The following is a 15379-nucleotide window of genomic DNA, read 5'->3' as shown; positions in this document are numbered from 1 at the left end:
CGGCGTAGAGCGCACCCGCGTGGCTCAAGGGCCACCTCAAGCGCGCCGGTTGTGCGGTTGCGGCACCCGGATTCAAGCCAGCAGAGAATCCGCCGTTAGAAGTAGATGAAGCGGAAAGCAAGTCAGACGAAAGGGGTATCCCCCGACCGTGGGGTTTTGACAACGCTTTACGAATCGGCGCCAGCGAAATGCTTCGTGGTCTGCCGGAGCGTTTGCCTGTTCTAAAGGATTTTGTGAGAATCCAGCAGCAAATCCATGCAGGCTATGGCGCACGTAGGACGTGGATCGGGCGCCAGGGTTCAAAAATATATAAACGGTGGGGTGTCTCTGTGCGACGGGGTTTGTTGTCCGGCCTGCTGCGCCGCAATATCGTCGGGATAGATATCGGGTCTTCCAGCGTCAAGGTGGTGGAGCTATCCGCCAACGGCAAGCATGGAGATTTCCGTCTCGAGAAATGCGCAAGCGAGCTCATTGAACGCAGTGCCGTCGCCGACGGCAATCTGGTCAACATCGATGCGGTAGGCAACGCGCTCAAGCGTGCCCTCGCCAAGGCCGGTATCCGCAGCAAAGATGCCGTGCTTGCCATTCCTTCCAGCCTGACGGAGTCCCAGACCGTCAGCCTGCCCGACAACCTGACCGAGGACGAGCTCTTCGTGCAGGTCGAGAGCGAGGCCAACCGGCTGTTCCCGCCCTCGCAAAACGTCAACTTCGACTATGTCGTGATCGGCCCGTCCGAAACGGAAGGCGGCGTCGGTGTACGCGTGACGGCCACCGTTTCCGAGCGTGTGACCGAGCGCGTGACCGCGGCCGAGATGGCCGGGCTCAAGCCGATCGTCATGGACGTGGAAGAGAACGCCATCCAGCGGGCCATGACGCACATGTTGTCGGTCAAGCCGGACGCGAACGAGACCGAGATGCGGGACATGCCCGTCGTGGCCGTCTTTCATCTGGGCGGTGCGCGCTCGCACGCGCTCTTCTACCAGGGCTGGAAGGAGCTGTACGACCAGCCGCTGTCCGGCTCGGGCGACCAACTGACACAAAGCATCTCGCGCCTGTTCTCGCTCGACCTGCTCAAGGCCGAGGTCAAGAAGCGCAAGAACACGCTGCCCGACGAGTACCGCGGCCAGTTGCTCAAGCCGTCGCTGGAGACGCTGGCGATGGAAGTGAGTCAGGCGATCCAGAATTTCCTGTCGACATCCAGCGTCGGCCGCGTTGATGAAATCGTCCTCTCCGGCGGCCATGCGTCGTTGCTGGGGGTGCAGACCGCCATTCAGCAGCAGACGCAGATCAACACGACGCTGGCCAACCCGTTCGCCAACATGGGCGCTGCCAAGAACGTCAATGCGCGTTACCTGCAACGCGATCTGCCGGCCTACATCGTCAGCGCGGGCCTCGCCCTGCGCGGGCTGCAATAAAGGAGGGGGCGATGGCCAACGAAAGCGTCAACGCGCTCCCGAGCGTGAACCTGCTGCCGTATCACGCCGAGCGGCGTGCCGGCAAGCGCAAGAAAGTCTTCATGAGCCTGGGCGCGGCAGCGGCCGCAGGCGCCGCGGTGGTGCTCCTTGGCGGCATGGTGATCGATCACCAGACCGAGGAGGCGCAACGCATTAACAACGTCCTCACGCAGAAGAACGCGGAGATGGACCGGCAGATTGCCGAGGTCAACACTCTCAAGAAGGAAATCGACGACCTGCTGCAGCGCCAGCAGGCTGTCGAGGGGCTGCAGAATCAGCGCAACCGCCCGGTGCAGCTGCTTGAGGAACTGGTGCGCCAGGTGCCGGATGGCATCTATCTGACTGCGCTCAAGCAAGAGGGTGACAAGTACACCGTGTCTGGGGTCGCGCAATCCAACGAGCGTGTGTCGGATCTGCTGCGCAATCTCGGTTCAGTGCCCTGGTTGGACCATGCCGAACTCGGCGAGTCAGTGGCGACCACCATGACGAACAACCTGAAGGAGCAGCGCCGCCTGTTCAATTTCACCATCCGTTTCCAATGGAAGGCCGAGCCCGCAGCGCCGGCCAAGCCCGGGGCGGCCAGCGCAGTGGCGAGGAAATAACCATGGCTCTCTCGACCGAAATCTCGCTGGAAGACGTGGTCAGCCAGTTCCGTGGCCTGAACTTGAACGAGCCGGAAACCTGGCCTGCGGCACCGCGCATCCTGTTCATGATTCTTGCCGCCGTAGTGGTGATCGGACTGGGCTGGCAACTGTACTGGAGCGGCAAGTTTGACGAGCGCGATGCCAAGCGCAACGAGCAGCAGAACCTGAAGAGCGCTTACCAGGCCAAGCTTGCGCAGGTGGTCAACCTCGAAGCGCTGCGCAAGCAGAAGGCCGAGGTGGAGCAGCGCGTCGCCAAGCTCGAACTGCAACTGCCCAACAAGACCGAAATGGACGCACTGCTGGCCGACGTCAACCACGCCGGCATCGCGCGCGGCCTGACGTTCGACCTGTTCCGTCCCGCCGCCGCCGTGATCAAGCCGTACTACGCCGAGATCCCGGTTGCGGTGAAGGTGAATGGCCGTTACCACGATATGGCCCTGTTTGCCGCAGATGTCGCTGCGCTGTCGCGGATCGTCACGCTGCAGAACATCGCCCTGACGGGCACCAAAGACGGCGGAATGGTCATGGAAGCCCGGGCCGAGGCTTACCGTGCCCTCGACGCTGACGAGCAGGCTGCCCAGCGCAAGGCTGCAGCCGCCGGCAAGGGAGGCGCCAAATGAAGGGCCGTACCATGAGCCGTCGCCGTATGACGCATCTCGTGCGGCTCTCGCCGCTGTGCCTGGCGGTCGTGCTGACCGCGTGCGGCGCGAGTGAAGACGACGAGTTGCAGCAATGGATGCAGCAGGCGCGTCAGCACGTGAGCACGACCGTGCCGCCGCTGCCGCAGCCCAAGCCTTACTCGCCGCGCGAATACACGACCACCAAGCAGACTGATCCGTTCAGTGTGCAGAAGGTGGCAGAGCTATCGCGCGCGCAGAACGAATCGCCGGAGCCGAATCGCCGTCGCGAGCCGCTGGAAGACTATCCGCTGGAAGCCTTCAAGCTGCTCGGGACGATGAAGCGCAACGGCGAGACGGAAGCCGTCGTGTCTGTCGGGGACAAGACGCAGCATGTGCATGTGGGGCAGTACATCGGACAAAACTATGGCCGCATCGTCCGCATTGGCGACCAGGAACTCACCCTGCGTGAGCTGGTGCGCGAAGGCACGGCCGAATGGAAAGAAAAAATGACTACCCTGAAAGTTCAGGAGGGCGCGCAATGACGATGCGTCTCGTGAAGGGCGGCCTCGCGCAGGCCGCCCGAGTGGCCCGGGGGGGCGCGGTCGCATGGCTCTCGCTGTGCATGCTCATGGTGGCCGGCCAGGCCGTGGCTCAGCAGGCGGCCACGCCTCCTGCGGCCGTGGCGGCCAATATGATCGAAAAGGTGGAGCAGGCCTCGGCCGGTGAATCCACCGTGGTGACGATCACGCTGAAGAGCCCGCCCGCGCAGAAGCCGGTGGAATTCAGTACCCAGCAGCCGGCGCGCATCGCCGTCGATTTCTTCGGCGCCGGCTTTGCGCAGGGGCGTGCGAACTATCAATACGGCGGCAAGCTGCTGCGTGCGGCCAATGTCGTGCAGATCGGGGACCGCACCCGCGTCGTGCTCGACCTGTCGCGCCAGACGCAGTACACGTCAGAGGTGCGTGGCAATCAGTATGTGCTGACGCTGGCGGCGGCACCGGTCGCGGCGGCCTCGCCTGCGCCGACCTTCTCTGCGCCCACGCCCGCGGCTGGCGCTGAGCGTCCTGCGGTCCGTAACGTCGATTTCCGCCGCGGCGAGGATCAGGCCGGCCGCGTGGTGGTCGATCTGTCGACAGCAAATTCGGCAATCAATATCGCCCAGCAGGGTCAGAACCTGGTAGTCGACTTCGTTGGCGCGACGCTGCCGCAGTCGCTGCGTCGCCGCTACGACGTGAGCGACTTCGGCACGCCCGTGCAGGCCATGCGCGCCACCGACAACGGCACCGGCGCGCGCCTGGTCATCGAGCCGCGCGGCAACTGGCAATACAGCTCCTACCAGACCGACACGCAATTCGTGGTGGAAGTCCGCCCGACCAAGGAAGACCCGAACAAGCTGATCTCGGGCCCCGGCTACCGCGGTGAGCGGCTGTCGCTGAACTTCCAGAACATCGATGTTCGTTCGCTGTTGCAGGTCTTTGCAGATTTCACGAACCTGAACATCGTCACGAGCGATAGCGTGACGGGCACCCTTTCACTGCGTCTGAAGGACGTGCCGTGGGATCAGGCCCTGCAGATCGTGCTCGATTCCAAGGGGCTGGCTTCGCGTCGCAACGGCAATGTGCTGTGGGTGGCGCCGCGCGGCGAACTCGCGACGAAGGAAAAGGCCGAACTCGAATCGCAGCAGCAGGTGACCGAACTGGAGCCATTGCGCAGCCAGGTGTTCCGGCTGAACTATCAGAGCGCTGCCGACGTGCGCAACATGCTGTTGGGCGTCGCGGCTGCCGGCGGCGCAGGCGGTGCGGTGGGCGGTGCCACCACGACCTCACGGATCTTGTCCAAGCGCGGCTCGCTCACGGCCGACACCCGCACGAACCAGCTGTTTGTCTCGGATATTCCGAGCAAGCTTGAAGAGGTCCAGTCCTTCCTCCAGAAGATCGACATCCCCGTTCGCCAGGTGATGATCGAAGCGCGCATCGTCGAGGCGGATGACACGTTCAGCCGCAACCTGGGTGCCAAGCTGGGCTTCGCCTCCAAGACCAACGGCGCGGGTTACGGCAACACCTATACCAACGTGGTGTCGCCCATCACGCAGGGTGCGACCTGGGATAACAGCCCGGCTCTCAGCTTCCCGGCTAACGGCATCAACGGGGTGAACGCCGCCAGCGTGGCGGTGAGCCTGTTCAACGCCGGTGCCGGCCGCTTCCTGGCGCTGGAACTGTCCGCATTGGAAGCTGACGGTCGCGGCAAGATCATCTCCAGCCCGCGCGTGGTCACCGCCGACAACATCAAGGCACTGATCGAGCAGGGGACCGAGATCCCCTATCAACAGGCGACGTCTTCCGGTGCCACCTCGGTGTCTTTCAAGAAGGCCAACCTGAAGCTGGAAGTGACGCCGAAGATCACGCCGGACGGCAACGTCTTCCTGGACGTGGACGTCAACAAGGACAGTGTCGGCATCCAGACCACCAACGGTTTTGCTATCGACACAAAGCACGTGCAGACGCAGGTGCTGGTCGAAAACGGCGGGACGGTCGTGATCGGCGGGATCTTCACGCAGAACGAGCGGACGGATGTGAACAAGGTGCCGCTCCTGGGCGACATTCCGGTGGTCGGCAACCTGTTCAAGAGCACCAACAAGATCAATAACCGGACGGAGCTGCTGGTGTTCCTGACGCCGCGCGTGCTGTCTGATCAACTGTCGCAGAAGTAATCGACAGTCCGGGATCTCATCTGCAAGCCCGGCCTCCTGCATGGAGCGCCGGGCTTTTTTGCATCTGGCGGGCGGGTTTGCGCGGGATGGAGCGCAAAAGCCACTACAATCGGACTCAATTTTCCGATTTCACGCGATTTTGTCTGTTCCCAACGTTTTTTTCGTCGGCCTGATGGGCGCCGGCAAGACCACGGTTGGCCGGGCGGTTGCCCGCCGGCTCGATCTGCCGTTCTTCGACTCCGACCATGAGATCGAAGCGCGATGCGGCGTTCGCGTGCCGGTCATCTTCGAACTCGAAGGCGAGGCAGGGTTTCGCGATCGCGAGACCCACATGATCGACGAACTCACCTCCCGGGAGGGCGTGGTCGTGGCCACCGGCGGCGGCGCCGTCCTGCGGCCGCAGAACCGCGCGATGCTGCGGGAGCGCGGCACCGTGATCTACCTCCGTGCCAATCCGCACGACCTGTATCTGCGCACGCGCCACGACAAGAACCGGCCGTTGCTGCAGACAGAAAACCCCCGTGCCAAGCTGGAAGAGTTGCATGCCATCCGTGATCCGCTGTATCGCGAGGTGGCTCACTTTGTCATCGAAACCGGCAAGCCCACGGTCGCCCAGCTTGTTAATATGGTGCTCATGCAACTCGAAGTGGCCGGCATTGTGGCGCCACCAGCGGGTTCTTCCTCACCCTCGTTCGTTTCCCCTCAGTCATGATTACCGTTGATGTCGACCTTGGCGAGCGCGCTTATCCGATCCACATCGGGCCGGGGCTGCTGTCCAGGGCGGAGCTGTTTGGTCCCCACATTCGCGGCGCGCGTGCCGTGATCGTCACCAACGAGACCGTTGCGCCGTTGTACGCCGCGCAGGTCGAAGAGGCCATCCGATCGCTCGGCAAGGCCGTCGATACCGTCGTGCTGCCCGATGGTGAATCGTTCAAGAAGTGGGAGACGCTCAATCGCATCTTTGACGCGCTGCTGGCTTCGGGTGCCGATCGCAAGACGACACTCATCGCGCTGGGCGGTGGCGTGATCGGCGACATGACCGGCTTTGCCGCCGCCTGCTATATGCGCGGCGTGCCGTTCATCCAGGTGCCCACGACGCTCCTGTCGCAGGTCGATTCGTCCGTGGGGGGCAAGACGGGCATCAATCACCCGCTGGGCAAGAACATGATCGGCGCGTTCCACCAGCCGCAGGCGGTGCTGGCCGACATCGATACGCTGCGCACGCTGCCCGCACGCGAGCTTGCCGCCGGCATGGCCGAAGTCATCAAGCACGGCGCGATTGCCGATGCCGGTTACTTCGACTGGATCGAGCGGAACATCGGCGGCCTCAACAACTGCGATGCCGGGCTGATGGCCGAGGCCGTGCGCGGCTCGGTGCGGATCAAGGCTGCCGTCGTTGCCCAGGACGAGCGCGAATCCGGCCTGCGCGCGATCCTCAACTTCGGCCATACCTTCGGGCACGCCATCGAGGCCGGCCTGGGTTACGGCGAATGGCTGCACGGCGAGGCCGTCGGCTGCGGCATGGTGATGGCGGCCGATCTGTCACATCGGCTGGGTTTCATTGATATCGACACGCGCAATCGCATCGCGGCACTGACGCGGGCCGCAAACCTGCCGACGGTCGCCCCAAACCTCGGCGTCGATCGCTTCATCGAGCTGATGCGCGTCGACAAGAAAGCGGAGGCTGGCGAGATCAAGTTCGTGCTGCTGCGTAAGCTTGGCGAGGCGTTCGTGACCACCGTGCCGGACGCCGATCTGCGCGCGACCTTGCAGCATGCCGTGCTGCGCCCGCCGACCGAGGCCCCTGTCGCCTGATGCCTGACGAGAGGGCCTGATGAACGATCGACTCGATTTGCCGCCCGCACCGTTCGATCTCGAGGGCCATCTCGCTCCGTATGCCGCGCACGCGGCGCAGACGCGCGGCCGCGTCCACGCCGAGCCACCGTCCACCTCGCGCACGGAGTTCCAGCGCGACCGCGATCGCATCATCCACAGCACGGCGTTCCGCCGCCTCGAATACAAGACGCAGGTGTTCGTGAACCACGAGGGCGACCTGTTCCGCACCCGGCTCACGCATAGCCTCGAAGTCGCGCAGATCGCCCGCTCGATTGCGCGCAGTCTGCGCCTCAATGAAGATCTCGTTGAAGCGATTTCACTGGCGCACGATCTGGGCCATACGCCGTTTGGCCATGCGGGGCAGGATGCGCTCAACGATTGCATGAAGCCGTATGGCGGCTTCGAGCACAATCTGCAGAGCCTCCTGGTCGTCGATCGGCTGGAGGAGCGTTATGGCGGTTTCGACGGCCTGAACCTGACATTCGAAACGCGTGAGGGCATCCTCAAACACTGCTCGCGCAACAACGCCGCCACACTGGGCGAGCTTGGGAGACGCTTTCTCGAGGGCCAGCAGCCCTCGCTCGAAGCGCAACTTGCCAATCTGGCCGACGAGGTCGCGTACAACAACCACGACATCGACGATGGCCTGCGCTCCGGCCTCATTACGCTGGAGCAGATGGAGGACGTGCCGCTCTGGGCGATCCATCGCCGCGAGGCCGAGGCGGCCTTTCCGGAAGTCGGCGGACGGCGCCTGATCAACGAAACCATCCGGCGCATCATCAATGCGCTGATCGTGGATCTGATCCGTGCCACGCGTGCCGCCATTGCAGAAGCTGGGCCGCAGAACATCGACGACGTGCGTGCCGCGCCAGCGCTCGTGACGTTTTCCGAGCCGATGCGCGAGGAGGCGCGCGCGCTCAAGCGCTTCCTGTTCGACAACCTCTACCGGCATTACCTCGTCATGCGGATGTCCGCCAAGGCTCGCCGGATTATCGAAGACCTGTTCAGCGTATTCCTTGACGATCCGCGCCTGCTGCCGCCCCAGTATCAGGCGAAGTCCGACCCCGCCGAGCAACCCCGCTGGATTGCGCATTACATTGCCGGCATGACGGACCGCTACGCCATCAAGGAGCATCGCCGCATCTTCGCGGTGGATGCGGTCTGAACGATCGCAGCGCCGCGTGGCGTCCGGGCGATCGACGCCGGCCCCAAAGCGAGCGCCCAAAAAAAATGCCCGGCCGCCCCAACGCATGCCGGGCCGAACGCGCCAACCACCGCCGACGAGCGCCCCCGCCGTCGACGGCCCCTGCGGCACGTCGGAAAAGTCGATCAGAAGAAGTCTGGTTCGCTGATCGTCTCCCTCAGAAGCGGTAGCCCAGGCCGACGCCCAGCAGCCACGGGTCAACCTTGACCTTGCTGATGGTCTGGCCAGCCATCTTCACGTCTGCGCTGATCCAGGTCTTCTTCAGGTCGACGTTGAAGTAGACGTGATCGGACAGGCGATAGTCGAAACCCACCTGCAGCGCGGGGCCGAAGCTGTTCTTGCTCAGATCCAGCGGGCCGACGCCGGGCACCTGCAGATCCACGTTGGAGATGCGCGTGTAATTGATGCCCGCGCCCACGTATGGCTTGAAGCGTGATTCCGGCGTGAAGTGATATTGCAGCGTCAGGATCGGCGGCAGATGGCGGAAGCTGCCGATCTTGGTCGGACCGCCCAACGCGCTCTGCGTGACCGTCACGTCCTGCTGTTGCGGATAGGTCAGGATCAGCTCGGTCGCGATGTTCGGGGTGAAGAAGTACGAGACATCAAGCTCCGGGAACGCCTTGTTGTTGATCTGGATCGCATCCGCAGGCACAGCCAGCGCGGGCACGGGATCCGACTTGTTGGCCGCGGTCAGGTTGACGGCACGCAGGCGCACCATCCAGTTGCCGGTCGCTGCCGGCAGATCGGTCGTCTGCGCAAAGGCGGTCGGGCTGAAGGCGGCAGCAAGAACTCCGCTGACTGCGGCCGCGGCGGCTAGGCGAACAAAAGCCATGAATCGCTCCCTTGTGATGGTATGTCGTGATGTGATGGGAGCCAGTCTCGCGGGTAAGTCGCCCAATCGATTTGCGCCCGATCAACTTCGGGGTGCCGCCGCGCAGGCGCCTGCCCGCCGATTTGACGCGACGCAAATTCCGCGGTGAACGCGCGGCCTCACGTTGCGCCTCGGCGGCCGCATCTCCGCAACCGTTTGGTATTCGAGTAAATGGGGACAGATATGGAGCGCTCGCGCTACGATACGTGTTTCCCAATTCGGTCTTGTCACCATGGCCCGTCTGCCTCGCCTCAGTCCCGTTGATGTGCCCGTGCACGTGTTGCAGCGCGGCAACAATCGGCAGACGGTATTTCGTACCGACGAAGACTATGTGTTCTACCTCGACACGTTGCGCATGGCCGCCCGTGAGCATGACTTCGCCATCCACGCCTTCGCACTGATGCCCAATCACGTACACCTGGTGGGGACGCCCAAGGCGCCTGACAGTCTCTCGCGCACGCTGCAAGCGGTGGGGCGGCGGTACACGCGGTACTTCAACGCGGCGGCCGAACGCAGCGGCACGCTATGGGAAGGCCGCTTTCGCTCGACCGTGCTGGACCCGAGCGAATGGGTACTTCCGATGCAGCTTTATGTGGAGTCAAACGCCGTGCGTGCCGGGCTGGCCGCGACGCCGGAGGAGGATCGGTGGAGCACGTATCGCCACCATGCCGGTATCCAATCGATTCCGTGGGTGAGCGATCACTATTGCTATTGGCGGCTGGGAAACACGCCGTTCGAGCGCCAGTCCCGGTACCGGGCGTTGTGGCACGAGGGCTTGGGGCCGGACCAGCTCACGCAGATTCGCCAACACGTCCATAGTGGATGGCCATTGGGTGGCGAGGCGTTCCTGGCGACGCTGGCGCGTATGGGTGGGCGACGTGTGGCGCCGCTGCCAAAGGGGAGGCCGCCGCGTCGAACAGAAGAGAGCGGGCGTCAGAGGAATACCGAGGCCGATTAGCGCCGTGCCGCACTCCCCGCGCACATGCGTATCCATCAGCGCATTTCTGATCTGTCCCTATTTAAAAGTCCGTGCCGGGAGTAGGCATTTTTAAATTTACTCCGACCCCATTTAAAAACTTTTGCCTGTTCCGGGGCGCTCTCTTATAGTCGATCCACCCGCATTCATGGTGCGGCGCGCCATTGTCTGTCCATCGCACCTGCACCTTATCGCGAAGGCCCTCCACGGCGCGTCGTGCCGACTACATCGGAAGATCGCCGTGGAACAACATTCCTTCCCCGCCGCGCCGCAGGGCGCTGAACCGACCGCCGTCCAGGGCGTGCCGTCGTCCCAAGGGTTGTACGACCCGACCAACGAACATGATGCGTGCGGCGTGGGTTTTGTCGCGCACATCAAAGGCAAGAAGAGCCATGAGATCGTCCAGCAAGGGCTGCGCATTCTGCACAACCTGGACCACCGGGGCGCCGTCGGTGCTGACCCGTTGATGGGTGACGGCGCGGGCATCCTGCTGCAGATTCCCGACCAGCTGTTCCGCGAAGATCTGTCGAAGCAGGGCGTCAACCTGCCGCCCGCCGGCGAGTACGGCGTCGGCATGGTCTTCCTGCCGAAGGAGCACGCCTCCCGCCTGGCCTGCGAACAGGAACTCGAGCGCACGGTGCGCCTGGAAGGTCAGGTCGTGCTGGGCTGGCGCGACGTGCCGGTCGACAAGACCATGCCGATGTCGCCCACGGTGCAGAAGACCGAGCCGGTGATCCGCCAGATCTTCATCGGGCGCGGCCGCGACATCATGACCACCGATGCGCTGGAGCGGAAGCTGTACGTGATCCGCAAGACCGCCAGCCATGCCATCCAGGCGCTCAAGCTCAAGCACGGCAAGGAATATTTCGTGCCGTCGATGTCGGCGCGCACGATCGTCTACAAGGGCCTGCTGCTGTGCGAACAGGTCGGCCGCTATTACCAGGACCTGGCCGACCCGCGCACGGTGTCGGCGCTGGCGCTGGTGCACCAGCGTTTCTCGACCAACACGTTCCCCGCATGGGAACTGGCGCACCCGTACCGCATGGTGGCGCACAACGGCGAAATCAACACCGTCAAGGGCAACGTCAACTGGATCAACGCGCGTACGGGCGGCATCTCGTCGCCGGTGCTGGGCGATGACCTGCCGAAGCTGTGGCCGCTGATCTATCCGGGTCAATCGGATACGGCATCGTTCGACAACTGCCTCGAACTGCTGACGATGGCCGGCTACCCGCTCGCCCAGGCCGTGATGATGATGATTCCGGAAGCGTGGGAACAGCACGCGCTGATGGACGACAACCGCCGCGCATTCTACGAATACCACGCCGCGATGATGGAGCCGTGGGACGGCCCCGCCGCCATCTGCTTTACCGATGGCCGCCAGATCGGCGCAACGCTCGACCGTAACGGCCTGCGTCCGGCGCGCTACTACGTAACCGACGACGACATGGTCGTGATGGCGTCCGAAGCCGGCGTGCTGCCGATTCCCGAGTCGCGCATCATCAAGAAGTGGCGCCTGCAGCCGGGGAAGATGTTCCTGATCGATATGGAGCAGGGCCGCATCATCGACGACAAGGAGCTCAAGGACAACCTGGCCAATGCCAAGCCTTATAAGAGCTGGATCGAGGCCGTGCGCATCAAGCTGGATGAACTCGACGCCAAACCGGAAGACGTGGCCGCCGAGACCAAGCCGGCTGCCAAGTTGCTGGACCGCCAGCAGGCCTTTGCCTACACGCAGGAAGACCTCAAGTTCCTGATGGCGCCCATGGCGGCCAACGGTGAAGAAGCCACCGGCTCGATGGGCAACGACAGCCCGCTGGCCGTGCTGTCGTCCAAGAACAAGACGCTCTACCACTACTTCAAGCAGCTCTTCGCGCAGGTCACCAACCCGCCGATCGACCCGATCCGCGAAAACATGGTGATGTCGCTTGTCTCGTTTATCGGGCCGAAGCCGAACCTGCTCGAACTGAACAACATCAACCCGCCGATGCGCCTGGAAGTGAGCCAGCCCGTGCTCGACTTCAAGGACATGGCGAAGATCCGCAAGATCGAGCACTACACCGGCGGCAAGTTCATGTCGTATGAGCTGAATATCTGCTATCCGGTGGCGTGGGGCAAGGAAGGCATCGAAGCGCGCCTGGCGTCGCTGTGCGCCGAGGCCGTCGACGCGGTCAAGTCGGGCTACAACATCCTGATCGTGTCGGATCGCGCGGTCGACGAGAAGCAGGCCGCCATTCCGGCGCTGCTGGCGACGTCTGCGATCCATCATCACCTGGTGGAGAAGGGCCTGCGTACGAGCACGGGTCTGGTCGTCGAAACGGGCTCGGCACGCGAAGTGCACCACTTCGCCCTGCTGGCCGGCTACGGTGCGGAAGCCGTGCATCCGTACCTGGCGATGGAAACGCTCGCAGAGATGGCGCCGGGCCTCGGCCTGACCGCCGAGAAGGCGATCTACAACTTCACCAAGGCGATCGGCAAGGGCCTGCAGAAGGTGATGTCCAAGATGGGCATCTCGACGTACATGTCGTACACCGGCGCGCAGATCTTCGAGGCGATCGGTCTGTCGCGCGAGCTGGTGGACAAGTATTTCCATGGCACCGCGTCGAACGTGGGTGGCATCGGCATCTTCGAGGTGGCCGAGGAAGCCCTGCGTCTGCACCGCGACGCCTTTGGCGAGGCCCCGGTGCTGGCCGGCATGCTGGATGCCGGCGGCGAATACGCCTTCCGTATCCGCGGCGAAGAGCACATGTGGACGCCGGATTCGATCGCCAAGCTGCAGCACGCCACGCGCGCGAATTCGTACCAGACGTACAAGGAGTACGCCAACCTGATCAATGATCAGAGCAAGCGCCACATGACGCTGCGTGGCCTGTTCGAGTTCAAGGTGGAACCGGCACGCGCCATTCCGCTGGAAGAAGTCGAGTCGGCCAAGGAGATCGTCAAGCGCTTTGCCACTGGCGCCATGTCGCTCGGTTCGATCAGCACGGAAGCGCACACCACGCTGGCCGTGGCGATGAACCGTATCGGCGGCAAGTCGAACACGGGCGAGGGCGGCGAAGACGAGCGCCGTTACCGCAACGAGCTGCGCGGTATTCCCATCAAGCAGGGCACCAAGCTGTCGGACGTGATCGGCCGCGAAGTGGTCGAGCGCGACCTCGAGCTGCAGGAGGGCGATTCGCTGCGCTCGAAGATCAAGCAGGTGGCCTCGGGCCGCTTTGGTGTGACGGCCGAGTACCTGGCCTCCGCCGATCAGATCCAGATCAAGATGGCGCAGGGCGCCAAGCCCGGCGAGGGCGGTCAGTTGCCCGGCCACAAGGTCACGGATTACATCGGCAAGCTGCGTTACTCGGTGCCGGGCGTGGGGCTGATTTCGCCGCCGCCGCACCATGACATCTATTCGATTGAAGATCTGGCGCAGCTCATCCATGACCTGAAGAACGTGAACCCGCGTTCGGACGTCTCGGTCAAGCTGGTGTCGGAAGTGGGCGTGGGCACGGTGGCGGCAGGTGTCGCCAAGGCCAAGGCCGATCATGTCGTGATCTCCGGGCATGACGGTGGTACGGGCGCCTCGCCGTGGTCGTCCATCAAGCACGCTGGCACGCCGTGGGAACTGGGCCTGGCCGAAACGCAGCAGACGCTGATGCTCAACGGCCTGCGCAACCGCATCCGCGTGCAGGCCGACGGCCAGATGAAGACCGGTCGCGATGTCGTGATCGGCGCGCTGCTGGGTGCCGACGAGTTCGGTTTCGCCACGGCGCCGCTGGTGGTCGAAGGCTGCATCATGATGCGCAAGTGCCACCTGAACACCTGCCCGGTGGGCGTGGCGACGCAGGATCCGGTGCTGCGCAAGAAGTTCTCGGGCAAGCCCGAGCACGTGGTGAACTACTTCTTCTTCGTGGCCGAAGAAGTGCGCGAAATCATGGCGCAACTGGGCATCCGCACGTTCAACGAATTGATCGGTCGTGCGGATCTGCTGGATACCAAGGCTGGCATCGAACATTGGAAGGCACGCGGTCTGGACTTCGCGCGCATCTTCTACCAGCCCCCCAGGAAGGAAGACGAGCCTTGCTACCAGGTGGATGTGCAGGACCACGGCCTGGATCGGGCACTGGATCACCAGCTCATCGAGAAGGCCAAGGCCGCGCTGGAAAAGGGCGAGCGCGTGTCGTTCATCCAGCCGGTGCGCAACGTCAACCGCACGGTGGGGGCGATGCTGTCGGGCGAGGTGGCCAAGCGTTATGGTCATGAAGGCTTGCCGGACGATTCGATCCACATCCAGATGCAAGGCACAGCTGGCCAGTCGTTTGGCGCGTTCCTGGCGCACGGCATCACGCTGGATCTGGTGGGTGACGGCAACGACTACGTGGGCAAGGGCCTGTCGGGTGGCCGCGTGATCGTGCGTCCGCCGCACGAGTTCCGGGGCGAGCCGACCTCCAACATCATCGCCGGCAACACGGTGCTGTACGGCGCGCTGGCGGGTGAAGCATTCTTTAACGGCGTGGCAGGCGAGCGGTTTGCGGTGCGCAACTCCGGTGCCACCACGGTAGTGGAAGGCACCGGTGACCACGGCTGCGAATACATGACTGGCGGTACCGTCGTCGTGCTGGGCACCACCGGCCGCAACTTTGCGGCAGGCATGTCGGGCGGCGTGGCCTACGTCTATGACGAGGACGGCCTGTTCGACAAGCGCTGCAACACGGCCATGGTCGCGCTCGAATCCGTGCTGTCGTCGGCGGACCAGGAGAAGGCGCACACGCCGTCGACCTGGCACAAGGTGAACGGCGAGCGCGTGCTGGACGAGCAACTGCTCAAGGCGCTGGTGGAAAAGCACTTCCGCTACACCGGCTCGGAGCGCGCCAAGGAGCTGCTGGCCGACTGGAACAACGCTCGTCGCCGCTTCGTCAAGGTCTTCCCGACCGAGTACAAGCGTGCACTCGCCGAGATGTACGAACGCGAGCAGGAAGCGGGTCGCGAGCAGATCGCAGCCTGATCCAGCGACCTGGCGGGCGGCTGATCCAAGCGATCGGCCACCCGCCGCCAATGAAGACAACGTAACCTCACAAG

At 63.7% G+C, this 15379-nt stretch carries 11 protein-coding genes; 10 read left to right on the top strand and 1 reads right to left on the bottom strand.

The features are described 5' to 3' along the window. Positions 1-344: 344 nt before the first annotated feature. The 8 genes from pilM (at position 345) to R2N03_RS18455 (ending at position 8429) form a co-directional block, all read left to right on the top strand. The gene (gene pilM / locus R2N03_RS18490; protein WP_316659378.1) at positions 345-1415 is read left to right on the top strand and encodes a pilus assembly protein PilM; all 1071 of its coding nucleotides are present in this window, start codon (positions 345-347) and stop codon (positions 1413-1415) included. 11 nt (positions 1416-1426) lie between these two features. Continuing rightward, a complete protein-coding gene (locus tag R2N03_RS18485) occupies positions 1427-2056 on the top strand; it encodes a PilN domain-containing protein (RefSeq protein WP_316659306.1) in 630 nt (209 codons plus the stop codon). A 2-nt stretch (positions 2057-2058) separates the two neighbouring features. After that, the gene (locus R2N03_RS18480; RefSeq protein ID WP_316659305.1) at positions 2059-2718 is read left to right on the top strand and encodes a type IV pilus inner membrane component PilO; all 660 of its coding nucleotides are present in this window, start codon (positions 2059-2061) and stop codon (positions 2716-2718) included. Beyond that, on the top strand, positions 2715-3260 hold the full coding sequence (locus tag R2N03_RS18475) for a pilus assembly protein PilP (RefSeq protein ID WP_316659304.1): 546 nt from the start codon (positions 2715-2717) through the stop codon (positions 3258-3260). The genes R2N03_RS18480 and R2N03_RS18475 overlap by 4 nt, the downstream gene beginning before the upstream one ends. A 2-nt stretch (positions 3261-3262) precedes the next feature. Continuing rightward, positions 3263-5428: a temperature dependent type IV pilus secretin PilQ gene (gene pilQ / locus R2N03_RS18470; RefSeq protein ID WP_316659377.1), complete on the top strand. Its 2166-nt coding sequence runs from the start codon at positions 3263-3265 to the stop codon at positions 5426-5428. 139 nt (positions 5429-5567) lie between these two features. Beyond that, complete coding sequence (locus R2N03_RS18465; RefSeq protein ID WP_316659376.1) at positions 5568-6140, top strand: shikimate kinase; 573 nt, start codon at positions 5568-5570, stop codon at positions 6138-6140. After that, the gene (gene aroB, locus R2N03_RS18460) at positions 6137-7243 is read left to right on the top strand and encodes a 3-dehydroquinate synthase (RefSeq protein WP_316659303.1); all 1107 of its coding nucleotides are present in this window, start codon (positions 6137-6139) and stop codon (positions 7241-7243) included. The genes R2N03_RS18465 and aroB overlap by 4 nt, the downstream gene beginning before the upstream one ends. Before the next feature lie 19 nt (positions 7244-7262). Then, positions 7263-8429: a deoxyguanosinetriphosphate triphosphohydrolase gene (locus R2N03_RS18455; protein WP_316659302.1), complete on the top strand. Its 1167-nt coding sequence runs from the start codon at positions 7263-7265 to the stop codon at positions 8427-8429. Positions 8430-8625: 196 nt separating this feature from the next. On the opposite strand, the gene R2N03_RS18450 is transcribed toward R2N03_RS18455, so the two are convergent. Continuing rightward, positions 8626-9300: an OmpW/AlkL family protein gene (locus tag R2N03_RS18450; RefSeq protein ID WP_316659300.1), complete on the bottom strand. Its 675-nt coding sequence runs from the start codon at positions 9298-9300 to the stop codon at positions 8626-8628. A gap of 271 nt (positions 9301-9571) precedes the next feature. Between R2N03_RS18450 and R2N03_RS18445 the strand changes: the two genes are divergently transcribed. Together R2N03_RS18445 and R2N03_RS18440 are read left to right on the top strand one after the other, a co-directional pair. Next, positions 9572-10297, top strand: a complete 726-nt coding sequence (locus tag R2N03_RS18445; protein WP_316659299.1) for a transposase — start codon at positions 9572-9574, stop codon at positions 10295-10297. Between the two features lie 259 nt (positions 10298-10556). Continuing rightward, on the top strand, positions 10557-15305 hold the full coding sequence (locus tag R2N03_RS18440) for a glutamate synthase-related protein (RefSeq protein WP_316659298.1): 4749 nt from the start codon (positions 10557-10559) through the stop codon (positions 15303-15305). Positions 15306-15379: the final 74 nt, after the last annotated feature.

The organism is Ralstonia condita, assembly GCF_958405655.1.
GTDB classification, from domain to species: domain Bacteria; phylum Pseudomonadota; class Gammaproteobacteria; order Burkholderiales; family Burkholderiaceae; genus Ralstonia; species Ralstonia condita.
The sequence above is the reverse complement of the archived record's forward strand: the minus strand, read 5'-3'. Positions and strand labels throughout refer to the sequence as shown.